The sequence below is a fragment of the Collinsella acetigenes genome, from assembly GCF_012844445.1.
In the GTDB taxonomy this organism is placed as follows: Bacteria; Actinomycetota; Coriobacteriia; order Coriobacteriales; family Coriobacteriaceae; genus Collinsella; species Collinsella acetigenes.
The window spans coordinates 415,053-439,710 of record NZ_JABBCP010000002.1; the positions used below are offsets into that span (position 1 = coordinate 415,053).

23 protein-coding genes are annotated in these 24,658 nt (G+C 58.3%); 3 read left to right on the forward strand and 20 right to left on the reverse strand.

Features of this window, described 5'->3' with window-relative positions; genetic code table 11:
• The 16 genes from HF320_RS04870 to HF320_RS04945 form a co-directional block, all read right to left on the reverse strand.
• Complete coding sequence (locus tag HF320_RS04870; RefSeq protein WP_169277286.1) at positions 1-321, reverse strand: stage V sporulation protein S; 321 nt, start codon at positions 319-321, stop codon at positions 1-3.
• A gap of 77 nt (positions 322-398) precedes the next feature.
• Positions 399-1,484, reverse strand: a complete 1,086-nt coding sequence (locus tag HF320_RS04875; protein WP_169277287.1) for an ATP-binding protein — start codon at positions 1,482-1,484, stop codon at positions 399-401.
• A gap of 1 nt (position 1,485) precedes the next feature.
• Complete coding sequence (rny, locus tag HF320_RS04880) at positions 1,486-3,036, reverse strand: ribonuclease Y (RefSeq protein ID WP_169277288.1); 1,551 nt, start codon at positions 3,034-3,036, stop codon at positions 1,486-1,488.
• Between the two features lie 240 nt (positions 3,037-3,276).
• The gene (locus HF320_RS04885; protein WP_349290705.1) at positions 3,277-3,954 is read right to left on the reverse strand and encodes a regulatory protein RecX; all 678 of its coding nucleotides are present in this window, start codon (positions 3,952-3,954) and stop codon (positions 3,277-3,279) included.
• Between the two features lie 15 nt (positions 3,955-3,969).
• Positions 3,970-5,106, reverse strand: coding sequence for a recombinase RecA (gene recA / locus HF320_RS04890; protein WP_169277289.1), 1,137 nt, complete (start codon positions 5,104-5,106; stop codon positions 3,970-3,972).
• Between the two features lie 313 nt (positions 5,107-5,419).
• On the reverse strand, positions 5,420-5,932 hold the full coding sequence (locus HF320_RS04895; RefSeq protein WP_169277290.1) for a CinA family protein: 513 nt from the start codon (positions 5,930-5,932) through the stop codon (positions 5,420-5,422).
• Between the two features lie 17 nt (positions 5,933-5,949).
• A complete protein-coding gene (gene pgsA / locus HF320_RS04900; RefSeq protein ID WP_169277449.1) occupies positions 5,950-6,564 on the reverse strand; it encodes a CDP-diacylglycerol--glycerol-3-phosphate 3-phosphatidyltransferase in 615 nt (204 codons plus the stop codon).
• Positions 6,565-6,571: 7 nt separating this feature from the next.
• Entirely contained in the window at positions 6,572-7,918 is a 1,347-nt protein-coding gene (gene rimO / locus HF320_RS04905; protein WP_169277291.1) for a 30S ribosomal protein S12 methylthiotransferase RimO, read from the reverse strand.
• Between the two features lie 21 nt (positions 7,919-7,939).
• The gene (locus tag HF320_RS04910) at positions 7,940-8,437 is read right to left on the reverse strand and encodes a YajQ family cyclic di-GMP-binding protein (protein ID WP_169277292.1); all 498 of its coding nucleotides are present in this window, start codon (positions 8,435-8,437) and stop codon (positions 7,940-7,942) included.
• A 22-nt stretch (positions 8,438-8,459) separates the two neighbouring features.
• Positions 8,460-9,869 carry a helix-turn-helix domain-containing protein gene (locus HF320_RS04915; protein WP_169277293.1) on the reverse strand — a complete coding sequence of 470 codons (1,410 nt, stop codon included), beginning with the start codon at positions 9,867-9,869 and terminating at the stop codon, positions 8,460-8,462.
• On the reverse strand, positions 9,869-12,643 hold the full coding sequence (locus HF320_RS04920) for an FtsK/SpoIIIE family DNA translocase (RefSeq protein WP_169277294.1): 2,775 nt from the start codon (positions 12,641-12,643) through the stop codon (positions 9,869-9,871). The genes HF320_RS04915 and HF320_RS04920 overlap by 1 nt, the downstream gene beginning before the upstream one ends.
• Position 12,644: 1 nt before the next feature.
• Entirely contained in the window at positions 12,645-14,321 is a 1,677-nt protein-coding gene (locus HF320_RS04925; protein ID WP_169277295.1) for a ribonuclease J, read from the reverse strand.
• A gap of 229 nt (positions 14,322-14,550) precedes the next feature.
• Entirely contained in the window at positions 14,551-16,797 is a 2,247-nt protein-coding gene (locus tag HF320_RS04930) for a polyribonucleotide nucleotidyltransferase (protein WP_169277296.1), read from the reverse strand.
• A gap of 335 nt (positions 16,798-17,132) precedes the next feature.
• Complete coding sequence (locus tag HF320_RS04935) at positions 17,133-18,011, reverse strand: N-acetylmuramoyl-L-alanine amidase (protein ID WP_169277297.1); 879 nt, start codon at positions 18,009-18,011, stop codon at positions 17,133-17,135.
• Positions 18,012-18,111: 100 nt separating this feature from the next.
• Positions 18,112-18,420: a hypothetical protein gene (locus tag HF320_RS04940; protein ID WP_169277298.1), complete on the reverse strand. Its 309-nt coding sequence runs from the start codon at positions 18,418-18,420 to the stop codon at positions 18,112-18,114.
• Between the two features lie 113 nt (positions 18,421-18,533).
• Positions 18,534-18,872, reverse strand: coding sequence for a hypothetical protein (locus HF320_RS04945; protein WP_169277299.1), 339 nt, complete (start codon positions 18,870-18,872; stop codon positions 18,534-18,536).
• A gap of 165 nt (positions 18,873-19,037) precedes the next feature.
• Between HF320_RS04945 and HF320_RS04950 the strand changes: the two genes are divergently transcribed.
• The 3 genes from HF320_RS04950 to HF320_RS04960 all read left to right on the forward strand — a co-directional run bounded on the left by HF320_RS04950 (position 19,038) and on the right by HF320_RS04960 (position 20,820).
• Positions 19,038-19,904 carry a tyrosine-type recombinase/integrase gene (locus tag HF320_RS04950; protein ID WP_169277300.1) on the forward strand — a complete coding sequence of 289 codons (867 nt, stop codon included), beginning with the start codon at positions 19,038-19,040 and terminating at the stop codon, positions 19,902-19,904.
• A 66-nt stretch (positions 19,905-19,970) separates the two neighbouring features.
• On the forward strand, positions 19,971-20,231 hold the full coding sequence (locus HF320_RS04955) for a hypothetical protein (protein ID WP_169277301.1): 261 nt from the start codon (positions 19,971-19,973) through the stop codon (positions 20,229-20,231).
• A gap of 340 nt (positions 20,232-20,571) precedes the next feature.
• Positions 20,572-20,820 carry a hypothetical protein gene (locus HF320_RS04960; protein ID WP_169277302.1) on the forward strand — a complete coding sequence of 83 codons (249 nt, stop codon included), beginning with the start codon at positions 20,572-20,574 and terminating at the stop codon, positions 20,818-20,820.
• Positions 20,821-20,858: 38 nt separating this feature from the next.
• On the opposite strand, the gene HF320_RS04965 is transcribed toward HF320_RS04960, so the two are convergent.
• The 4 genes from HF320_RS04965 to HF320_RS04980 are packed head-to-tail and all read right to left on the reverse strand — an operon-like array spanning position 20,859 to position 24,631.
• Complete coding sequence (locus HF320_RS04965) at positions 20,859-21,692, reverse strand: hypothetical protein (protein ID WP_169277303.1); 834 nt, start codon at positions 21,690-21,692, stop codon at positions 20,859-20,861.
• A gap of 1 nt (position 21,693) precedes the next feature.
• Positions 21,694-21,924, reverse strand: coding sequence for a hypothetical protein (locus HF320_RS04970; RefSeq protein ID WP_169277304.1), 231 nt, complete (start codon positions 21,922-21,924; stop codon positions 21,694-21,696).
• A 1-nt stretch (position 21,925) separates the two neighbouring features.
• The gene (locus HF320_RS04975) at positions 21,926-23,803 is read right to left on the reverse strand and encodes a hypothetical protein (protein WP_169277305.1); all 1,878 of its coding nucleotides are present in this window, start codon (positions 23,801-23,803) and stop codon (positions 21,926-21,928) included.
• A 3-nt stretch (positions 23,804-23,806) separates the two neighbouring features.
• On the reverse strand, positions 23,807-24,631 hold the full coding sequence (locus HF320_RS04980) for a hypothetical protein (protein ID WP_169277306.1): 825 nt from the start codon (positions 24,629-24,631) through the stop codon (positions 23,807-23,809).
• Positions 24,632-24,658 lie beyond the last annotated feature (27 nt).

A 24,658-nucleotide genomic window follows, 5' to 3' on the forward strand; every position in this document is an offset into this window, starting at 1 on the left:
CTACCCTACTCGTTGCACATCATCGACATAGCCATCCATGTCAGAAGCGTGCACGGAGACATGATGTACGTAAACAGAAAGACGAATCGCCGTACGGGACTCGCCATTGATAAGAATATCGGAGAATACAGGCGCACATGAAATATCAAAACCGGTGGGAATAAGGAATCCACGCGCGATTGCGATAGCTTTAATCGCCTGATTAACCGCTCCGGCACCAACGCACTGCATATTGACGGGAACTCCGTCTTTTACCATTCCGGCAATGGCGCCAGCAACTGATGCGGGGGAAGACTTACTTGAGACCTTCAAGAATTCCATTGCTACGTTTCTCCTGCTAAGGTGGCATGTTTTGAGTATGAAATGACTTTAACGCATGAGCCGAAAGGCCACAAGGGCTATTCGCCCTTTTCAATGGGGAATGAAACCGTGATCCTATCTTTCATAACGCGAATCTTGGGATCGCCCACCATATTGAGATAGTAACGTTGGGCCAAATCTTCAAAGCATCGCTCAACATCACGCGAGAATCGAGAAAGATCATCAGGGGCGATTTTAAGTCCACGTCGGTCTTTTACTAGATCGACTTCGTTTGAACGCGGCACGTTACCGTCGCGTTCGCGTAACAAACGCGACAAGGCGCTTCGAAGCGGTGCAATCGCACCAGAAAGAATGCGGTGAGCCGTTCGCTCGGAAATATCGATGCCGATCGTTTCTGCAATACGCATAAACTCTGCAGCATCCGCAGCAAACCCCAAACGCGACGTGACGGGGAGTGTCGACTCGTTATCTAAAAAGAGAAGCCGGGAAGCATCGAGCTCACCACGAGCATGAGAATAAAGCGTGGCAGCGATTTCCGTAGGGCTGCCAATAAAGACATCGCACCCATGCATTTCTTCGAGCGAAAAATCGCAGACGGTCCGCAAGATATTATGAGGTCCACGAGCACAATGATATGCACCCGTTTCGTCTTTTGAAGCGATAGGCCACGAAGATTGATCAGCGCGTTCATTAAGAACGTCCGTGTTGACTAGAACCTTAAAAGAAGAGCCGAGGTCCTTGCCTGAAGCAACGACCTCGACATCGTCAACATTCTGCCGAATGGAAAACAGGGCCATACCGCGCCCATGAACACCCCAGCGGTCCATCTTCATCGATTCGAGCTTTGAGGTGACGCGAGCGTCGAAAATACGCTCACGCATATCTTCGGGCACACCGCAGCCGTTGTCGAGAAACAGAAGAGAGCGCATCCCCTCTTCCTTAAACGTTGCTACATAGATCCTCGTAGCACCCGCATCACGCGCATTGCGAAGCATCTCGATAACGATGTCTTCAACATGCTGAATATCATGCTTGGCTTGTCGGCGTTCGGCCTCAGAAACACGAAGACGAACGAACCCCTCACCTAGGTTTTCCTCGACGCGAAGGTTACCCTCACCAGACATCGAGGCAATAAATGAAATGAGTTCGTTCGTATCGCTCATGTTATTTCGCAATATCTACAGCGCGGCTCTCGCGAATCACCACGACGCGCACCTGACCGGGATATTCCATTTCCTCCTCGATCTGATGGGCGATATCATGAGCGAGAACCGTGGACTGAGCGTCGGAAATCTTGTCGGGCTGAACCATGACGTGAACCTCACGGCCGGCCTGCATGGCATACGTACGCTCGACGCCTTCGTGAGCGTTAGCGATCTCCTCGAGCTTCTCAAGACGCTTAATGTAGTTTTCGGCAGACTCGCGACGAGCACCGGGGCGAGATGCAGAAACAGCGTCGGCAGCCTGCACCAGCACAGCGAGAACTGAGTTAGGCTCAACGTCGGCATGGTGAGCCTCAATGGCGTGGACAATGGCGGGCTTTTCGCCATAACGGCGGGCAAGATCGGCACCGATCACAGCGTGGGGACCCTCGACATCATGATCGATTGCCTTGCCAAGGTCGTGCAGAAGGCCTGCGCGCTTGGCAGCATAGGGGTCAACGCCAAGCTCCGACGCCATGATTGAGCACATGTCGGAAACCTCGAGCGAATGCTGAAGAACGTTTTGACCAAACGAAGTACGATAGCGCAGGGCACCGAGCGTCTTAATGAGCTCAGGGTGCAGATCGTGGATACCGACATCAAAAGCAGCCTGCTCACCAGCCTCGCGCACGCGCTGCTGAACCAGATCTGCGGCCTTGTTGTACATCTCCTCGATACGCGCAGGATGGATACGACCATCTGCAATCAAATTCTCAAGAGCGACACGAGCGGTCTCGCGTCGAACCGGATCAAAGCTCGAAAGAACAACGGTCTCAGGAGTGTCATCGATGACAAGATTGACACCAGAAACCTGCTCAAACGTACGGATGTTGCGGCCTTCGCGACCGATAATCCTGCCTTTAAGATCATCGGAAGGAATGTGCACCGAAGTAACGGTGACCTCCGCCGTATGGTCGGCAGCGCAACGCTGGATAGCAAGAGAGATAATCTCCTGAGCGGTCTTGTGACATTCTGCGCGGACCTGCTGCTCGGACTCACGGATAATGGTTGCCGCCTCATGGGTAACCTCACCGCGAACCTTGTCGAGAAGCTCACGATGCGCATCGTCGCGCGTCAGCTCGGAGATACGCTCAAGCTCGGTTGTTTGCTTGGCAACCAGATCATCTAGCTCACGAGAGCGCTTTTCAATTTGACCAGCCTGGCTTGAGAGTTGATGCTCGCGCTTATCAAGAGCATCATTACGACGATCGAGAGATTCCTCACGCTGCATCACGCGGTTCTCAAGCGTACGAAGCTCGCGCTTGCGCTGCTTTTCTTCGTTTTCCGCTGTCTGCTTATGCTGAATAATCTCCTCTTTAGCCTCGAGAAGAGCTTCTTTCTTCAGCGTCTCTGCCGTGCGCTTCGCATCGCTGATGACGGTTTTTGCCTCTTCGTGAGCAGACTGAATCTTTGAGTCCGCCTCTCGAAGGCTTCCGTTTTTAGCGCTGCGCATGGCGACCGTGGCAATTACCGCACCGATAACAAGGCAAGCGATGCCAACGATAACCTCCATGCCCATTTCAACTCCTTCAATTAACTTTTCTACATAAGGAAAGGCACTGCCCCGAAGAGCAGCGCCGACATTTGCTAGGGAGAATCCACCCAGTAGGAACTATGAAAATTGCCATATACAATCTCATCAAAGATGAGTGAGCATCACATAACAAATGACCATATAATCCTACGTTTTCACGTGGATTATGTCAACGTGGCCCAACGTAAAACTAGCAAAGGATGCATCGATCGGCATCGCCTAGGAAGCACTCCCCCCTTCCAGTCTTGCAGACGTCGCAGCTCGCGCAACCTGATACGAAAACCCACGTGAAACAAGGAACCGAGTGAGCTTTTCTTGCGGGCGGACATCGGGAACACGCTTTTTTTCGAGAGCTTCTAGAGCGCGTTGGAAATCTTCGTCCTCGTCAAAAAAAGCCTCGGGATATCCTTCGATATCGTTGACATCTATCTGGCGACGTCGGAGTTCAAGCTCAATCTTGCGCCTCCCCCACCCGCGGGCAATTCGCTGCTGAATGAATGTGGTCGTGAAACGCATGTCATCCAGATATCGTTTATCACGTGCAACACGAAGAGCACGATCGATCTCGATAGCACGATAACCGTAGGCCTTCAGCTTGCTGTCGAGCTCACCTGATGAATAGTCCCTTCGAGAAAGCATGTCGGTGAGCTGAGCAAAGCAGACGCGATATTCAAGTTCATGAATCGCGTCAAAGGCATCCTCCTCGGGAAGGGGAAGCGAAAACGCATCTTTAATCAAGAGCTTGCCAACGCGCTCGGGCACGACGATTTCACGACAGGCACCGTTATCCAATGAAAGGGAAACCGAAGCCATGGGCTTTTTTGAGCTAAAAGCCGCGAGACGTTTTTTCTCCTCCCGATCGGGCAAAACGGTATCAATTTCGATAACTTCTGACACCTTGGGATCCCTGGGCTATTCCACATCGGGAGCAGAAGAACCCGTATTTGTATCGCCAACAATGCCCTCGTCCAATTCCGAAGGGTCAACAGCCTCACCAGTGGGCTCATCATCGAATTCGAGACCACAGGCAACGCGAACTTTATGCTCAATCTCCTCAGACAGAGCAGGATTCTTGCGCAAAAAATCCTTTGCCGCCTCACGGCCCTGACCCAAACGATCAGCTTCATAGGCATACCAGGCGCCGGACTTTCTCACGATGCCGTACTCAACGCCCATATCGAGAATCGAGCCCTCTTTGGAGATGCCCGTACCGTACATGATGTCAAACTCTGCAGACTTAAAAGGAGCCGCAACCTTATTCTTTACAATCTTGGTGCGCACACGGTTACCGATAATCTCGTTACCATCTTTGATGCTATCGATGCGTCGAATATCGATACGAACGGAAGAGAAGAACTTCAGAGCTCGGCCGCCCGTCGTTGTTTCGGGGTTACCGAACATGACACCGATCTTCTCACGAAGCTGATTGATGAAAATGCAGGTCGTATTAGATTTAGCAAGCGAGCCGGCGAGCTTGCGAAGTGCCTGACTCATTAAGCGAGCCTGAAGGCCCACAGAAGAATCGCCGATCTCGCCTTCGATTTCCGCGCGGGGAACAAGAGCTGCTACGGAGTCGATAACGACGACGTCGATAGCGCCGGAGCGAACGAGCATATCGCAGATTTCGAGAGCCTGCTCACCGGTATCGGGCTGAGAAATCAAGACTTCGTCGATATCGACTCCAATACGGGCGGCATAGGTGGGGTCCAAAGCGTGCTCGGCATCGATGAATGCAACGACGCCGCCGGCAGCTTGAGCCTCTGCAAGAATCTCAAGAGAAAGGGTGGTCTTACCAGAAGACTCGGGACCGTAAATCTCTACGATACGACCGCGAGGAACACCGCCGATGCCCAAGGCCGCATCCAATGCAAGTGAACCCGTAGGAATGGCCTCCACCTCGAGCTGGGGACCCCCATCGCCATAGCGCATAATAGAACCAGTCCCGAACTTCTTTTCGATCTCGGCCTTTGTAACCTCGACCATCTTATCGCGCTCGACTCCATAGGTACGCTCATGCACGGTGCGTACGGGACCAGAATTCTTTGCCATGGGGACTCCTTACTGCATTTTTTGCCGTTAATGACTATACCCGAACAGCTGTTCGTGGTCAAGCCACTCTACAACGCATACTAGGAGCTGGCATTCCCCATCTTTTCCGCAATCTCCAACAAATATGCCGCGAAAAATCCCTAATCTCAAACAGAATTCTTACTGACGCCCCAAAAGCTTCTCATAACAGCCAAAACACCAGCTAAATTGGCTAATTTAAAGATACGAAAGGGGAAATGGCAATGCGGCGCCACATACGTGACGCCGCATTATTCTCATATACTATGCAAAATCTGACAAAAGAAACAAATAGCTATCGTTCAAGCGCATCAACCAGCATGCGCAGAGCCTCTAAGCAGGCCCGAAAACGAACCTCTTGACGATTGCCGGAAAAGACGAAGCGCTTGGAAGATACGGCTTGGGGGGAGCAAAGACCAATATAAACGGTGCCCACCGGATTCATATCCGTGCCGCCGCCGGGACCGGCATAGCCTGTGAGACTTACGGCATAATCAGAGCTAAAAAGCGAACGGGCCCCCGAAGCCATCTGCTGGGCAACCTCAAAAGAAACCTCGGTGACCTCTTGAATCGTCTTTTCGGAAACCGAAAGCAAGTGCTCTTTAATCTGATTGGTATACGTTACCGCACCGCCCAAAAGTACAGCAGAGGCACCAGGGACGGAAGCGATGCTTGAAGAAACCATACCGGCTGTCAGGGACTCGGCACAGCAGAGCGTGACGCCGCGCTCTGCTGCTAAACGAACAAGCCGAAGCGCAACGTCATCGATATCAAGCTGAAGTTGTTCCAGAGCAATTGAGGCGCACATGGCGCATCAGGTCCCCTCTAAACACGAAAAACGACTTTGCGGCAATTCCAAAAATACTGCAGGCCGGAAACCACAGTCAAAAAAACCGCGATAACCATGAGCGCCTGAGAAAGGATCAAAAGCATGGATGCAAAGTAGACGCCATAGGCAAACAGTACGAAGGAAAGGAGGTATCCGCACAACGACACCATAGTAGTGGCAGTCTTCCACTTGCCAAGCTTATCTGCGGCGACAACCACTCCATTGGCGCTCGCGACCATTCGAAGCGCACTCACGAGAAACTCGCGCAGCAAAATAATAAAAACGAACCAGATATTCACTGTGTTTTGCTGCAGCAAAATGAGCAATGCGGAGAAAACCAGCAGCTTATCTGCGATGGGGTCAAGAAACTTGCCAAAATCGGTAATCTCGTTGCGAGAGCGGGCAAGATAGCCATCCACCTTGTCGGTAAGACTCAAAAGCATGTAGAGCACGAACGCCGCAAGGGATAGAGTCGGATCGAAATCCAAGGCTCCGCGATGGGAAAGCAGCGCGAGAGCCATAAAAAGCGGAATAAAGAGAATTCGAACGCACGTGATGACATTTGCCGGCGTCCAAATGCTGTTCAGTTGCTTGTTAGATGCATCGGCCATGATATTTCTACTCAACTACCTCTCCAACGAGCTCATAACAGAAGCTATCGACAAAACGGACGTTCAAAACATCGCCAACGGTGGCATCGGTGATATCCAGATGGACGGCGCCATCGCAATCGGGAGCCTGGAACCATGCGTGTCCGATAAGCTCGGGGCCATCCTCGCCCTCTTCGACACCATCGACGATAACCAGCGAAGTCTCGCCCACATGAGATGCGGTAGCGGCAAAACCAAGAGATTCGGCAAGGTCGATTGCGCGCTGGGTACGCTCCACCTTCGTGGCCTCGTCAATTTGATCGGGCATCTCGCACGCGCGCGTTCCCTCCTCGGGAGAATACGGGAAAACGCTCGTGTAATCAAAGCCAACGCGATCCATAAAATCAAGCATCGCATCGACCTCGTCCTCGGTCTCACCGGGGAATGCCGTGAGATACGTGGTTCTAATGACCATATCGGGAATCTCACGACGCAGGCGCGCAAAGAGCGCCTCGAGCTCTTCTTCAGAACCAGAACGATTCATGGCAGAAAGAACACGCTCGCAACAGTGCTGAACAGGAATATCAATATAGGGCAGCACTTCGGGCGTATCGCGAATCGTCGCGATTAGCTCATCGGTCATACCTTCGGGCTGAAGATAGAGGACACGAATCCAAACGGGCTCCGGACGAACCGCCTCTGCAAGCTCAATTAAAAGCTCGGCAAGGGTATGAGGTCCTTCGACCGTCTGATCGAAATCCTCACCCCAAATGCCTGTATCCTGGCCGATGAGGACAAGCTCGCGAACGCCACCGGCGACAAGCGACTTGGCCTCCTCGAAAATCGATGCAGCCGAGCGCGAATGGTAACGTCCTCGAATATAGGGAATGGCGCAAAAGCTGCAGAAACGGTCGCAGCCATCGGAAATCTTAAGGTAAGCAACGGTTCCTTCCACCGTACGCTTAATGGAAGGAAGCATAGCCGTACCCGAGCGAACCGTTCCGGTCACCTCATCGATAACCGCAACGATGCCATCCTCCTCATCGGTGCGAACAAATGCCGCTACCTCGGGAAGCTCGTTAGGAAGATCGCTTCCGTAACGTGATGGGACGCAGCCGCACATTACGATAGGCGCATTGCGGATGCCATCAGACACTTCCTCCGCTAGCTGCAGCGTCGTCTCGATGCTCTCGGAAGTCGCAGAAGCAAGAAATGAGCACGTGTTGATAATGACAACGTCGGCGGATTGCGCATCCGTCGCTTCACCGTATCCGGCAGCACTCAGCAGCGAGCGCATGCGGTCGGTATCGACTTCGTTTTTGGCGCAACCCAACGTCACGTAAAGAACGGATGTATCAAAAGACTCAGTAGACAAGAAAACCCCTCTTAGCGGTCATTAGCGATAATTGGTGAACTGCAAAGGCTGACCATAGTCCTGATCACGAAGGAAAGCAATAACTTCTTGCAGGGCGTCTTTCGAGGCAGAGGTCACACGCAACTTATCGGCATCGATAACGACTTTGACCTTAAGTTTGCGATCCTTAATGTCCTTGTTGATCTTCTTGGCCGTAGGCTGATCGATGCCTTCGACGATATGGCCGAGCACGCGCACCGAACCGCCCGAAGCCGCCAGGGGGGCATCCCACGAAATGCTCTTCAAGTCGATGCCACGCTTAATGAGTTTCGAGTTAAGCACGTCGGTAATCTGACGGGCAACAAAATCGGCGGGAGCGACGATCGTAAAGAGCTTATCGCCCTTCGACAAATCGATAGTGGCGCCGGAATCCTTAAGGTCATAGCGCTGCGTGATCTCGCGGGCACATTGCTGATAAGCGTTATCCACTTCCTGCATATTTACTTCGGAAACAACATCGAAGCTCGAATCTTTAGCCATTGTTCAACCTTTCAATCAGATGCTAGTTAGAGGTATCAGAATCGGAGGAGGAGTCGTCGGAATCTGAAGAGGTGGTCTCATCGGTTACGGCGGAAGGCGAGGTGGTTTGAGGAACCGTGATAGTCACACGGCCAACACCGGAAGTCTTGCTGTCCCAACGGACCTTATCGCCATTTTCGGTAACCTGAACATCGCTCGGGTTATCGACGGTAATTTCAATCGACTTAGTAGGAGTGTATTCCGCCTCGTAGGGACCAACAGGAGTATCGGCATATTGAGAAACGCCGTCGACCTTAACCTCAATCCAAGAGGTCTTCCCCTTTGCAAGAGAAATCTTGACGACCTTTTGCTCTACGACGCTCGATGCACTGCCGGTCTTATCATCATCGGTCGCATCTGAGGATGCATCGTCACCAGAAGAATCGGTGTCGGAACCCTTCGAATCGGAGTCTGCTGCATCGACCTTCTTCTTGGTGGAAGAGGCAGAAGACGCAGAGCCTGCATCGACCGAAGCCGCCGGAAGCGAAGACACCGGCTGATCCGACCGCGATGTACATCCGCGAATCAAAGAAACCAGCAGCACGATAATAAGCAGGGCCGCAACACCAAGAACCGCCATCAACATGCGGGGATTGGACATCAGCGCCTCAAGCGGAGACGAAGGACGCCTCTCGTACCCTCGGCGCTGCCCGCGTCCGTAACCAGAACGCGAGGAAGAAGCAGTAGAGGAGTAGCCGCGACGACCATTTGAGGCCGCTCCCCTCCCCTGGCCCCGTTGATTGAGCGAGCGAGGGTCACGGTTGTGCCCCGTCGGACGCCGCGAGTCGGAGCGCTGTCCACGAGAGCGAGAGGAATGAGAGGTGCGATATCCAGAACGGGAGTTGACGGGTATGCGAGCCGTTACCGAAGGATCAGATGAATACTCATCGCGATCGCCATAACCAGCTGCATTCGAAGGCGGAAGAGCGCGTCTGCGGCGGCTGTTTCCGCCCACGCGAAGAGATTGATGCCCCGTTGTGGTATCGGAAACATACCCTGCTTGCGGCGGACGCTGTCCAAAACGCGAAGACGAAGAAGAAGGCGCGGGGGAACCATCGACAACCATAAAACGCGTGGATACGGGGTTGCTTCTTGTGGAAACAAGCGCAGGGGGCTCATGATATGAGCCTGCACGACCCTCGTCGGAATTCTCAAAAATATAGAGCTCGTCAAAATAAGCGTTCACAACGTCACGGGGATTGAGACCCAAATAACGTGCATAACTCGAAATCATACCCTGGGCATATCCGCGTGGCGGCATGGAGGTAAAGTCCCCGTTCTCAAAAAACTCAATGATTTGAGGACGGATCTTGATTGTATTGGCAACCTGTTGAATGGAGAGACCCAACGAACGGCGACGCTCGCGAAGCATCCCTCCAAATCGACTCGACATTAGAAGCCCTCCAAATCAGTGTCCATGCTCATGCGAGCTTCGACCGATTCAAGTTCGGCAAGGCCTTCCTCGTCAAGAAGGACCTCGCGCGGTTTAGACCCATCGGGGGGACCGACAACGCCTTTTTCTTCAAGCATATCCATAATACGACCCGCGCGCGCATACCCGACCTTAAGCCTGCGCTGCAATCCCGAGGTGGAGCCAAGCTGAGACTCGACGACGATATGCGCCGCCTCCCAGATAAGCGGATCGTCGTCAGAGGGCTCATGGGAAGCTCCGCCCACCACGGTCGCCGGCGTCACAGCAGAGAGAATCTCCTCATGATAGTCGGCCTCGCCCTGACTTTTAACGAATTCAACAACCTGATTGATCTCGTCATCGGATACAAAGCATCCCTGGATACGTTTGGGCTTGCCCCAATCGACCTTGGAAAAAAGCATGTCGCCATAACCGGTAAGTTTCTCGGCGCCCGTCTGATCGATAATGACGCGTGAGTCGATACCGGTTGCCACGTTAAAGGCAATTCGGTTCGTGATATTAGCCTTGATCAGACCGGTAACGACATTAGACGAGGGACGCTGCGTAGCAACGATAAGGTGGATACCGGCAGCGCGTCCAAGCTGAGCAATGCGAACAATGGAAGCCTCGACGTCTTTTCCAGCAACCATCATGAGGTCAGAGAGCTCGTCGATGATGATAACGAGATACGGCATCTTGGCAGGTGGATTGTCGTAGTGCTCGAACTCGCCCGCAGCCTGCTTCTCATTAAAGGTAGAGATCTTGCGAACTCCGATGCGCTCAAAGACCTTAAGGCGGCGTTCCATCTCAGAAACTGCCCACTGAAGGGCACTCGCAGCCTGCTTGGGCTCGGTCACAACAGGGACATACAGATGCGGCAAACCGTTATATCCCGCGAGCTCAACGCGCTTAGGATCGACCATGATCAAGCGAACATCCTCGGGAAACGTCCGCATAAGAAGACTCATGACGATAGAGTTGATCATGACCGACTTACCCGAGCCAGTGGTGCCTGCGATAAGCAGATGCGGCATCTTGGCCAAATCCGCCACGATAGGGGCACCCTCAGCATCGCGGCCGATAGCGAGCTCAAGCGGTCCGCCCGTAACATAAGGCAAGACATCGCCCAAATTGACATTTTGACGCGTGCGATTGGGGATCTCGATTCCGACAAGCGAGGTACCCGGAATAGGAGCGAAAATACGCACAGCAGTAGATGCAAGAGAAAGCGCGATATCGTCTTCCAGATTGGAAATTCGGCTCACGCGCTCACCCTCACCGGGCTGCACCTTAAATGTCGTGACCGTTGGTCCGGAAATCCAGCCAACTACGCGCGAATGAAGACCAAACTCGCCCAACGTCGACTGAAGCGCCGCCGCAGTCTGCTCAAGCTCCTTCGCCGAGGAAGCAGAGGTGGCAGATGCCGGGTTATGGCGAAGTATAGACACCGAAGGAAGCTGACGCTCGCCATCAGTTCCAGCAGAAACGTTAGTTTCCTGGCTTGCAGCAGCACAAAGCGATGGCTTAGAAACGGCTTTTGCGGCCGACATGTCCGATGGGGCCCCTTCGACAGGGTCAGATGGCGCAGAAGGAGTATGGGAGCCAGAAGCGCCCGCAGCCATTAAGAAATCGGGTATGGGCTTGCTGCCTTCGGGGGTCACAACAGTGGCAACGGAAGCTGCAGACGGCTCAGCAGCCGTGACGCTGTACTCAGAGGGCTCATCAGACTTAGGGGAATCGGCAAGCTTGGCGGCAGCGTCCGAAATAACATCGACCGCCGTCATAGGGGCAATAGGCGACACAGGAGCAGGAGGCATGGCCTCGACCTCGTCGGCGGCATCGACAAAACGCTCTTTCACGGGAATGAGCGTTGTTTGGGCGCGCTCGGCAGCGAGCTGTTCAGACAGGTCGACAAAAGGATCTTCATCCGCATCATCAGGCTCGCCCGAAAGCAACGTCGTCTTAGCACGATCGCCTAGGAAGGTTGTTTCCGCCGCTCCAGCTGCATCAAAAAGCTTCGATGCAGGAGCAGGCTCGCTTGCAGCAGCTGCGCCCCCGCGATTGGCGGCAGCCTGGGAAGCACGCTGTGCTGCAGCAACATCACCCCAGGGGGTCTCGTTAGCGTCAACATGTTTGCGCTGGACAAACTCCTGCGCACGCTCGGAAGCGCCGCGCACGAGCGAGCTAATCGAAAAGCCCAGGATAACAAAGCCCAACATCAAAACACCGACAAGCACAACATAGCCGATGGTCTTTCCCACCGACATCTGCAGCGCACTTGCCACAAACGCACCGACATAGCCACCCGAGGATGCCAAGACGTCCGGCTCAAACATGCCTGCCGTGGAAAGTGAGGTATGCGGCACAGCCAGGGAAAGCATGGAGATGACAGAGACGAAGATCAAGACAAGACCGACGCACGTCCTCACGGGAACAACCGTACGATCGCGCAAAAAGACAAGAGCAGATGCAGCCAAAAGGGCAAGCGGCAGCACATATGCGCCCAGGCCAAAGCCCAGGTGATAGAACGCTGCAACAGCCTGCGTAACAGGAGCCGTTGCAGGAGTCACCACAGCGATAAACGAAGCGATGGCGACAATTGCCAAGATAACGCCCGCGATATCGCGATTTGCGCCATCGCCTGCAAGGGGCTCGGCCTCGACATAGGCCTCTTCGCGCTGCTCATTTGCGCGAAGCGAGGCCTTCTTCGAAGCATTGCCCTTCGCCGTATTTGTCTTGCTGCCGGAACGAGCCAACCTAGACCTCCATGACAACCGGAATGATCATCGGACGGGTCTTGGTGCGGTTCCAAATAAAGTTGGAAATGGAGTCTCGAACAGCCTTACGAAGCGCATCGGTACCGCTGCTCGTAAAGTTGAACGAACCCTTCTCGACCATCTTCAAAATGGCATCGGTGGCATCGGCGGTAAATTCGTCATCAATCGTGAACGAAACGCCACGAGCGGAAAGCTCGACGCCCTCGATCCTCTTATGTTTTTGAGACATGGTCGCAACGATGGTGACCATACCGTCATTAGCAAGCTTTTGGCGGTCGCGAAGGACAATCGGATCGGTATCGCCAATACGAAGACCGTCAACGTATACAACGCCAGACTCGACAGAACGGCCGCGCTTTACCTTGCCGTCACGCATCTCGAGCGTATCGCCATTATCCATGATGAAAATGCGCTCATCGGGGATACCCATTTTCCTAGCGAGACCGGCATGGGCGCGAAGGTGAACTGCCTCACCGTGGACAGGCATGAAATAGCTAGGATGCGTCATGGCAAGCATGAGCTTGAGCTCCTCCTGGCTACCGTGTCCGGAGACGTGAACAAGACGACGAGACTTGTCGTAAACATCGCAGCCAAGCTTGGCCAAGCTGTTGATGACCTGCTGAACGGCCTTCTCGTTGCCGGGAACGGGAGTAGCCGAGATGATGACGGTATCGCCCTCATGAATAGAAAGCGTCTTATGCTCGCCGTTCGCCATGCGCGAAAGAGCGGAAAGCGGCTCCCCCTGAGAACCAGTGCACATAACGAGGACCTGACGATCGGGTACGCCAGAGAGCTCATAGGCGTCGATGAGGTCTTTCTCCTCAATATCGAGATAGCCAAGCTCACGAGCAACACGCGTGTTCGTAAGCATTGAGCGCCCCGTCACCACGATCTTTCGGCGACAGGCGCGAGCGGCGTTGCAGATCTGCTGCAAACGATGGATATGGCTGGAGAAAGAAGCCACGAATACGCGGCCCTTGGCGTTTTTAATAACCTCGTAGAGAGAGGGTCCGACTTCGGCCTCGGACTTCGTGAATCCAGGAACGGTGGCGTTGGTCGAGTCCGAAAGAAGCAGGTCGATACCGCTTTTGGCAAAACGGGTGATAGCGCCGTAATTGGGCCTGACACCGTCGATGGGCGTCTGATCGAGCTTAAAGTCTCCCGTATGAAGCACTGTACCCTGCGGAGTTTTGATAAAAACGCCAAGAGCACCCGGAATCGAGTGGGTCATAGAGAAGAAATCGATTGTCATGCACCCAAGCGTGATATGAGAGCCGTCGTTCACCTCGCGGAACTTAGGAGCGCGAATGCGGAACTCGGAAAGCTTGCCCTCCACAAAGCCCAAAGTAAGCTTGCTGGAGAAAATAGGAACCTTATTGTTAAGATCTTGCAGCAAATAGGGCAAGGAGCCGGTGTGGTCCTCATGGCCATGGGTGATGATGATGCCACGAAGCTTATCCTCGTTTTCGAGGACGTAGGTATAGTCGGGAAGAACAAGGTCGATACCGGGCTGAGAATCATCGGGGAACATCAAACCCGCATCGACAAGAACCATGTCGGAACCGCACTCGAAAACGGTCATGTTCTTGCCGATACCGTCAAGGCCGCCCAAGGGAATGATCTTGAGCGGAGCTGCATTCTTTTTTGTTGTCGTCATGTGTTTTGCGAAATCCTTTCTTCGAAAACGAAATAAAAACTCGACAGCAATGCCGTCGTACCTTGCAGATAAAAACGAAATGAGAAATAAAGAGACGAAGTCGACATTCCAGTATACCAACTGGCAGCCGCTTTCATGCCTCATACACCACATTGCTATATGAACTGTTCAACAAAAAAAAGGCATCCGCACGTGGCGGATGCCTTGAATAAATCAGAGAGAAAGTTAACTACTCAGCCTCATGATGACGGCGCGGGGTGCGGCCCTGGCCATGGTCGCCGGGAGCGCGATGGCTGCGTCCGCCTTCACGGTCACGACGCTGGCGCGCAGGGCGATCAGCGCGCTCGCGACGCTCGGCATGCGAAGGCGCAGAACCCTCGGGAGCCTCGGGCTTATCGATGCGATCGAGAGAAATCTTGCCGCGCTCATCAACCTCGAGCACACGAACCTTAACCTCGTCGCCCACGTTGAGAACATCCTCAACCTTATCGACGCGGCCCTGAGCGACACGAGAGATGTGAAGCAGGCCGTCTTTGCCCGGAAGCAGGGAAACAAAGGCGCCAAACGGCTGGATGGAGACAACGCGACCGGTGTACTCCTCACCGGGCTCGGGAACCTTGATGATGAGCTTGATACGCTCGACAGCGGCATCGACGGAGTCGCCCGTACCGCCGACATAAACGGTACCGTCCTCCTGGATGTCCACGGAGGCGCCGGTCTCATCCTGAATGCCGCGAATGACCTTGCCGCCGCTACCGATGACGTCGCGGATCTTATCGACAGGAACCTGCAGGGAAACGATACGAGGAGCGGTGGGGCGAGTCTCATGGCGAGGCTCGGGGATAACCTGGAGCATCTTATCGAGAATGAACGCACGACCCTCCTTGGCCTGCTCGAGAGCACGACGCAGGATGTCGAAGGTCAGGCCAGTGGCCTTGTTGTCCATCTGTAGAGCCGTGATGCCGCGCTCGGTACCGGTCACCTTAAAGTCCATGTCGCCGAGGAAGTCCTCGATGCCCTGGATATCGGAGAGGACAACGGTCTTGCCCTCCTCCTGGATCAGACCCATAGCGATGCCGGAAACGGGGCGCTTCAAGGGCACGCCGCCGTCCATAAGGGCAAGGCAGCTGCCGCAGGTGGAAGCCATGGAAGAAGAACCGTTGGATTCCATGACCTCGGAGACCACGCGAATAGCGTACGGGAACTCGTTCTCGTCGGGCAAAACGGGAAGCAAAGCGCGCTCGGCAAGGTTGCCGTGACCGATCTCACGACGCTTGGGGCTACCGATGCGACCGGTCTCGCCCGTGCAGAAGGGCGGGAAGTTGTAGTGATGCATGTAGCGCTTGCCCTCGACGGGCTCGATGGTATCGAGACGCTGACCCTCGTTGAGCATGCCAAGGGAAAGCACCGAAAGGACCTGGGTCTGGCCGCGCTGGAACAGGCCGGAACCATGGACGAGGGGCAGGTAGTTGTCCTTGACCATGATGGGGCGAATCTCGTCGGCGGCACGACCGTCGACACGCTCACCGGTCTCGACGACCATCGTGCGCATAGCCTGCTTCTCAAGCTTCTTGAGGTTGACGGGGATCTCGCGCTCCCACTCGACCTGCTCTTCCTCGGTGAACTCGGCAACGATGGCCTGTTTCACCGCGTCGACCTTGGCCATACGGGAGAGCTTGTCGGCATCGCACAGAGCAGCGGCCATCTCGTCGTAGTGAGCAAAGATGCGGTCGTGCACCTCGGCAACGGGCTCGTCGAGCGGATACTCCTTCTTGACGATGGCGCCGTTGACGCGCTCATACTCCTCGATAAACTGAAGCTGAGCATCGCAGAAAGCACCGAGGGCTTCCTGGCCAAACTGCATGGCGGCCAGCATGTCCTCCTCGGTGACCTCCTCGGCTCCGGCCTCGACCATGGAGATGAAGTCGCGGGTGCCGCCGAGCTCAAGATCAAGATCGGAATTCTCGCGCTCCTCATAGGTGGGATTGACCAAGAACTCGCCGGTCTCGCGATTGCGGCCAATGCGCACGCAGGCAAGCGGACCCTCGAAGGGCACGCCGCCAAGCGAAAGGGCCAAAGAGGCGCCCATCACGCAGATAACGTCGCAGGGGTTGGACTGATCGGCCACAAGAGAGGTCGCGACAACCTGGACCTCGTTGCGGAAACCATCGGGGAAGCTCGGGCGCAGAGGGCGGTCGATCATGCGGGCGGTAAGCGTAGCCTTCTCGCTAGGACGACCCTCGCGCTTGAGGTAGCCGCCCGGAATGCGGCCGGCAGCGTACATCTTTTCGTTGAAATCGACGGTGAGCGGGAAGAAATCGTAGTTCTTGCGCTCCTTGGACACCACCGCCGTAAGCAACACGGTAGTGTCGCCCTGCTTGATGAGGGCAGCACCAGTCGCCTGCTTGGCGAGCTCGCCCGCTTCGAAGGTGTACGTCTTGCCATACAGCTCAAACGTCTTAGATACCAATGCCATTATTTCTCCTTCATCTCCGTAAGCCACGTTGCCCACGGGACAATCATGTCGAACCCCTATGGTTCAACAGCGTAAGAGCCGACTTGTGCCGGCTCCTCACACAAAAAGGAGCGCACCGGAAGGTACGCTCCTCACATGCACAACCCTACTGGATGTTGAGAAAACGTCCGCGCCTATAGTAGCGTAAGGCCCTCCACCTGCACAGATGATTTCCCCAAGATTCCAAAAGCACCTGTTTTCCACAACATAAGGACACGCTAAGGACATTCCCCGGCACAGAAAAAGCCCTCCCGGCCGGAGCCGGGAGGGTGAGAGGGGAAGGCGTTTTATCGGGTCTAGACCGTATGGTTGCTCGCGAGGTGCAGGGCGTGGATATGGCTGTCGGTATCCTTCCCGAGGATACCGTCTACCTCGATGCCGAAGCCCTCCTGGATGCGCTTCACCATGACGTCGTGCGCGGTCTTGGACATGATGCCCCAGATGCCGTCCGGCGTGGTTCCGACGACCCTCTGGGTGTACTCCACGCCGTAGGGGAACTGCGTGCCGTGGTACATGCTGGCCATCTGGATCGCGCCCACTCGCGCGCCTGTGTCGGGTCCCCAGATGTTGTCCGCCGTCGCGCCGACGATTCGCTGGAGCCATCGGCAGTCGGCGTACTTGGAGGCCGTGCCGGACGGTGCGCTCGGCTTGGCTGCAGGGGCGCTGCCGCCCTTGGCCATAGCGTCGTACCACTCCTGCGCTCGGCGCATGTACGCGTCCTTCTGGGAGGACTGCAGCGAGGCCGGGCAGGCGGTCGAGCTGAAATGGCTGTGGGGGAAGACGTTCTTTCCCCACTGGGGACGGCCGAGGCCGTAGGCGAGGCAGAGCGCCGCCACGAGGTGCGCGCCGGACTCGAGGCACTTATCGGAGATGCGCCACGGGCTGGAGCTGATGTCGGCGTGCTCGATGTTGATCGAGCGGCAGTTCGCGTCGAAGTCGCCGAGTGCCCATGCGGTATCGCAGTCGTGCACGAGCTGGCCGATGATGCCGTCGCTCTGCACCTGGTAGTGCGCGGACGCCTGTCTGGACTGCCAGACGTTCCAGCAGCCCTGCACGGATAAATTGCCAGCGTTGTGGTGAATGCCGATGTACTGGATCTTGCGTCCGCGACGGCCGGGCGTGTAGTGCTTGGAGAGCCACTTGTTGACGTCGGCGTGTAGTCCCTTGAAGTCCATGCTAGTCCTCCTCTCCCTTGCATCCGTCAAGGTGCCCGAGCGTCTCCTCGCTCAGGCTCTCGCCGGTGTCGTCCACCGGCAGCGGTTTCTCTTCGCTCATCTATTCCTCCTTCGGTAGCTGGCCGAGCGCCAGGAGCGCATCGAGCCATTTATCGGTGATGCCTACGGACTTGAAGGCCGCGTAGGCCACTTGCACGCCGCCGATTGCGGCGAAGACCGCCGTCACGCACGCCGCCGGGTCGTCCGGCAGGCCGCCGGCGAGAGCCGTCAGCGCGCCGCATGCCGCCGAGACGGCGATGGCCAGCCAGCGCGCGGCCGTCCCGCTCATCGCCTCGGTCTTGATCGCCTGCACGATATACGGAACGACCACCACGGTGGCGATGGTCAACGCCGCTTGAATTGCTGTCATATGCACTCCCTACTCGCTGTACTTTTCCGGCGAACCATCCATGATCAGGCGCTCTTCGCTCATGAGCTTCGCCGGGTCGTAACTCTCTGGATTGATATAGGTCACTGCTCCTCCTAGTCGATGACGGGCTGGTTCATCGCGTCCCTGTACAGGCGCGTCCCCGTGCCGTTGCCGCCGAGCCCGTGGTAGGCGGCGTAGACGCTCTCCAGTTGCCGCCTGTCGGCGACCCGCAGGCCGTGCTCGTCCATAGCCTGTTCATGGATGTTCTTGAGCTCGCGCCAGAGGAGCGCGCGCATTCCGGCGCGGACCGCCTCCTCCATGGACTTCTCTTGCTCGGTGCGCTCGACGACCCATCGGCCCTTCGCCTTGACCGATGCCACGGCGGAGGCGACGAGCGCGGCGACGATGCCCGATGCCGCCGTGTTGACGATGGTGTCAGCAAGTGCCACCACTAGGACCCTCCCCTCTCGCGGTCTCTTCCACGTAGCGCTCCAATCTGGTCGCGGTTTTCCTTCATGACGAGTCTCGCCGTGCGGTAACGGCGTATAAATCCCAGAGCGCCGCATGCCGGATTCCCGAGGGCGCGTCTGGGATTTCTCGCAGGAAAGAGGATTGGAATGCTGTTTTCAGAAGCCGCCGCCGAATACATGGCCGATAAGAGGAAGCGTCTGCGGGCCACCACGCTCGAGGGCTACGAGAGTGCCGTCAGGTGTCACCTAATGCCGATATGGGGCAAGCGCGAAATCGAGACGATCTCGTTCGAGGAGATGCAGGAATGGGTGGATTCATTCGCTCTGCCCGGTGCTGCTGAAAAGGCATATAAGACGTTCCGTCAGATATACCGCTGGGTTCTGCGCCGCCATCAGCTGCGAATCTGGGACGTGACGCAGGGCGTGGAGCTGCCGAAGAAGCCCACCGTGCGCCGGCCGACGCTCACGGCCGACCAGGAGCGCGAGACGCTGCAGGGCATCGTGGGCCAGCCCTTCGAGGCCGCCGTCCTGCTCGGTGCCGCCCTCGGCCTGCGCAGGTGTGAGGCCTGCGCCGTGCGCATCGAGGACATCGACTGGCGTTCGGGCTGGGTGCACGTGCGACGCGGGCTACATGTCGTGGGCGGCGAGGTGATCGAGACGGAATGCAAGACAAAGCTCAGCGACCGCAAGCTGAAGCTGCCGCGATTCGCCCTAGAGCGCCTGCGTGCCATCCGTGGGGCGCGCAGGTCTGGTCGCCTGTGCCTGCTTAACCCAAACGCCGTGGCTAGGCGGTTTCGCTCCTTTTGCCGCCGTCATGGCCTGCCGCACGTACCGATGACGTGCCTGCGCCACAGCTGGGCGACGATCTCGCTGGAGCACGGTGCAGCCATCGAGGACATAGCCGTTGCTCTTGGGCACTCAACGGTCAATACGGCCATGAGCCACTACCTGCAGAGCTTTAGGACCGTAGTGGCAAGGGCGAGTGCATCATACGCCTCGGCCATGACGGGCTAGGATTCCGTATCCCGGCACAAGTCGACGCGCAACGGCAGCGTCTCGGCGCGCATCGACGGCGGCGTCGTGACGGTCTGGTGCGACCTCGACAAGGTGGCCTCCGCCGTGGGCGCGTGGTCGAAGGGCATCATCGGCAAGCTCCCCGAGGAGTTCAGGCCCGTCGCCAGCGAGGTCGGAGGGTGCGCATACGTCGAGTCGACGAAGGGCACCGGCATCGTGCCGGTCGGCGTGAACCCCAACGGCGACGTCTTCGTCGCGACGCGCGGCCTCACGCTCGCGGCCAACTGGATGTGCTCCTTCTCGGTGGCCTACGCCGCGCGGCAGTAGCTGACAGCATTCCGTATCCCGTGTCGTGCGCAACGTAACCTTTTCTGCCAACAAGCAGATCGGCTCGCTCTATTACGACGAATTCGATACGGAAATCGAGACCAGAAATTTCGTGCTCGCCTTTCCACTGTCAGGCGTGCGATTCATTCGCCCGTCGATACCCTCATCAGAGGGAAAACAGCGTTGGATGATAGTGCAGACCTATAAGGGCGACGTCGAGACTGTCCAGGTGATGTTTTGCTGTTTCTAGCATTCCGTATCCCAGTTCAAAACCGGCTACGTGCTGAGGACCGTCGGCACCGGCTCCATAGAGTTCTGCCGCGTCGGCGGGATCGTCGTCATGAACATGTACAACATCACGGCCACGGTCTCCGGCTCGTGGGGCACGACGCTCGTCGGCACGGTTCCCGAGGGCTTCCGCCCGAAGGCCCAGCTGCGCCAGCGGTGCCTGGTGGCCAACGTCGACAACGACATGTCGAGCGGCCTATGGGTCACGACGGGCGGAACGATGTACGTCGCCAACTTCGGCGGCACGGGCCTGCACGGCTCCTACTCCTTCTCCTGCACGGCCTGCTGGCCGGCGGCCTAGAAGGCGTAGGAGATGCGGCACTCAGCCGTGCAGTCGGTCTATATGAACCACGACGTTTCCCCGTGGTTCCAGACATTCCGGTTCGTTGTCGCCGCCACCTGCAGGCCGACCTCGCCAGTCGATGCCGAGACATAGCAGTACGCGCACACGTTCTCGACCGTTCCGTTGGGGGACACGCAGACCCCCGGTACATAGACGTTGCCGTCCGCTGGCCGCATCTGCTCGGGAAGGTTGCCCGCGGCCCAGTATGCCGACGTGCCCTGCGTCGCGCCCCATTGCAGCACGCATCGCGCGCCGTCGCGGCGGTAGCGCACGAACGACCTCCCGGCGCCGGGCTCGCCGTACAAATAGGTCCATTCGCTCCGGGATACGGAATCCCCGATCTCGCTCAGGGTCTTGCCGACCTTCGCGATGCGCTCCGGGGTCCCGGGCGCGAGGCCCCTGATCGGGATGCGCCATAGAGGCATCAGCGCCTCGGACGAGCCGTCCGAGATGGCACCCGCGTCCACCGCCGGGTCGGCGGCGGTCCCGGTCACGGGCGCGCCCTTGATCACCACGGGCTCGAAGCTCTCGACGCCCGTGGAGCCGTCCTTCGAGTACCGCAGCGCCACGATGTCGTTGCGGTTGTATCCCGAGGTGCCCGACTCGACCGTCAGCTCGGCTCCCGTCTCGTTGGTCACGTAGCGGCCGTCCATGACGAGGTCGCCCGAGCCGATGACCACCTTGTTGGCCGTCTGCATCGTGGCCTGGAGCCTGTCCTGGGTCGGCAGCACGTAGCGGCCGTCGCCCGCGGTGCCCTGCACAAGGCGGCCGAGCTGCGAGGCGGTGATGTGGTTCTTGCCCTGGAAGGCGAAGACTCCGTCGAACGCCACGCTACTCACCCCTCTTGGCCATGAAATCGCCGAAGGCCGAGTCCTGCGAGGATGCCATGGACCTGTAGCCGTCGTAGCAGTCGGGGCACAGCAGGCGAGAGACCTCCGTGCCGTCCGCCGTGTATCTCTTCACGCTGCGCCAGCTCTGGGCCTCCGGGGCGTTCTCGGTCGCGTACAGGGTCTTGGAGCACCTGTCGCACACAAGTTGGGAGTATCCGCTCGTCTTGGCCATGCTATGCCGTCCTTTCCCATCTGAAGGGGCCGAGGCTCGGCACCCTCCTCCACGTACCGCCGTAGCTTCCCGCCGGGCTAACGGCGGACGTGCTCTCGAAGACGCTTCCCACGGGGTGGGCTGCGAGAAATCCCGCGGCGGCGCCCTGCCCCTCGCAGGTGATCGTCACGTCCGAAGAGCCGTCGAAGTAGGCGGACCCCGCCACGGCTCCCTCCAGGGTCACCTTCCGCGCCCGCTGAAGGCGGGAAGCGCTACGTGCGTTGCCGGTCGCGTCACCGGTCCCGCCGCGCTCGACCGGGAGCACGCCGGTCTCGACGTCCGACGCGTCGTGCACGTGGGAGGCCGCCGCGTAGTCCCCCGCCGGCTGGTATGCCGTCGGCGCCGCGTCGAGCGCCCTCTTGTCGGCGGCGCTCATGAGGCCGGCAGCCGATTCCGTGGCGGTCGCGGCCGGGATGGTAAGGGATCTCCCCTGCGCCGCCGTCACGTGCCCGCGGGAGTCCACCGAGATGCGCGGGCCAAGCGTCACCTTCCCGCCGAAAGAGGGCTCTGAGTCGGCAGCGGGGCCGTAGCTCCCCGCCGCGACGCCCGAGGCGTCGTGGGCGACGACCACCGCCATCGACTCGTCGGTCTGCGCCGTGAGCGGCCCCGAGGCCCTGACGGAGGAGACGCGCGACGCGACGTCCGAGGCGATCTTCTCGTCCGCCGCCCGCCTGGCCTCCGCTTCCCTAGACAGGTCGGTCGCGACCCCGGTGACCTCCGACGAGGCCTTCGCCGCCGTTGCGGACACGGTGTCCAGCTTCGCCTGGGTCACGTCCGCGTAGATCGTCCGGCCGACGATGCTGATGCCGTCGCCCGCGGCGTACGACGCCCCGCCGCCGGACGATTCGGCGGACGATGCCGACGATCCGGAGGCGGCGGTCCCGCCCGCGCGGTACGTCGCCGTCACCCCGTCGGCCGTCACCGTCACGTCGACCGTCCCGACCGTGACCGAGACCTCGGTCCCCGTGTCCTCGTCGACCCCCGGCACCACGTCGCCCACGGCATATGATCCGTCGAAGCCGAGCGTCGCCTCGAGGACGTCGGCGGTCTGGTACTCCGCGAGCTTCTTGGGGCCGTCCTGGGACAGCTGCTCCGCAGACGCGTTGGTGTAGTCGTACACCGTCGCTCGCTCGTCGATGCCGAAAAGGCTCTGCTTGCTCGAGACGCGGCCCTCCGCGTCGGCGTACCAGTGCTGGACGACGCGGTTGCGCAGCTCGCCGGAACCGAGGCAGATCAGGTGGTTGTACGGCCTGCCCACCCTCTTCACGTCGACGTCGGCGGTATCCGATGTCGGGCCGTCGGACCAGTCGGCGACCTTTACGGCGGAGAGAACCGCGCGCCCGGCGCGGGAGTCGTAGGAGATGCCGAGCCTGGCACCCGAGGCGGCCAGCATCGCGCGGATGCCGGAGTATGCGTCGGTGTAGCGGTCGAACCGGTGCCGCACGGATATGCCGGACTGGACGGCAGAGACGGTCATGACGTCCCCGAGGCCCATCCTCGAGACGAGAGACAGCAGCACCGAGTTTGCCTCGCCCGATACGGACAGGTAGTCCGCCCCGGCGTCTGGGCACAGGATGCGGTCCCTCAGCACGCCGTGCCATGAGCGCCCCGTGTAGCGCATGAGGCCGTCCGTGGCGCTCGCCTCCCGGGCGTCGACCACGCCTCCCCACTCGGTCCCCTCGACGTAGACGAGTGCGCCGTCATCGAGGCGCACGGGAGAGGATATGTCGACCGATAGCTCGAAGTCGTTGCCCGAGTCGCCCCACTCAACGTTCAGGGAGGCGCCGAGCAGCACGCCGACGTCGGTGCGCCTCGAGTCTGTATAGCAGATGTCGGCCATGGGCTATCCCTCCTCGTACGGCGCGGCGCTGCGCACCTCGTAGGCGATCAGGTCCATGCGCGAGTCGTTGCCCCAGGCGAGGTCCGACTCGCCGCAGGGGAGCGGCTCGAAGATATAGGAGCCGCTGCCGCTCGCGCCGCGCTCGCGCTTGCTGTAGGCGCTCGACGCGGTGCCGTCGCGCAGGATCAGCATGACTGTCCTCGCGCGCGAATCGACCTCGAGGCGGGCGCCATCGGGCACGTCGGCGTTCACGCGGTACAGGTTGCCGCCGACCCTCATGTAGGGAGAGGTAGCGGGGCCGTAGACGCGCCACAGGAACTCCGCGGGGAAGCCACCGGGCACGGAAAGCCTCGTCGATGCCCTCTCGCGGCGCAGGTCGAAGGGGAACTCCAGCGGGAAGTCCACGCCCATGGCCGCACTCGCCGTCTCCGGCACGAACGTCCTCGCGTGCCCCCTCGTCCAGGAGGGGTCCTCGACGAGCAGCCTGAGCGAGAACTCGGCGTAGCGGTCGTCCTGCCAGTACCTCGTCGGCTCGCCCGATACGATCCAGCACCGCAGCGACCACTCCCCCATCGAGAGCGTGCCCGGCGTCCCAGAGGCGACGTCCGGCTCGCCGAGCGCGACGAGCCGGTTCCTGAGCCTCAGGCCTTCAGAAGCGTCGGCGGCGGCGATGCCGACCGGGAACTTCACCTTGAGGGGCTTGGAGGGCCGGCGCGAGAAAGACGTCACGCGGCCCGAGCCCTTGCCGGTCGAGTAGCTCCACTCCCAATCGCGCAGCTCGTGCTCGAGATAGTGCAGGCCGTTGTCCGAGGCGCCGCCGAAGGTCATGCTCTCGCCCCTGCAGTTTGTGTATGT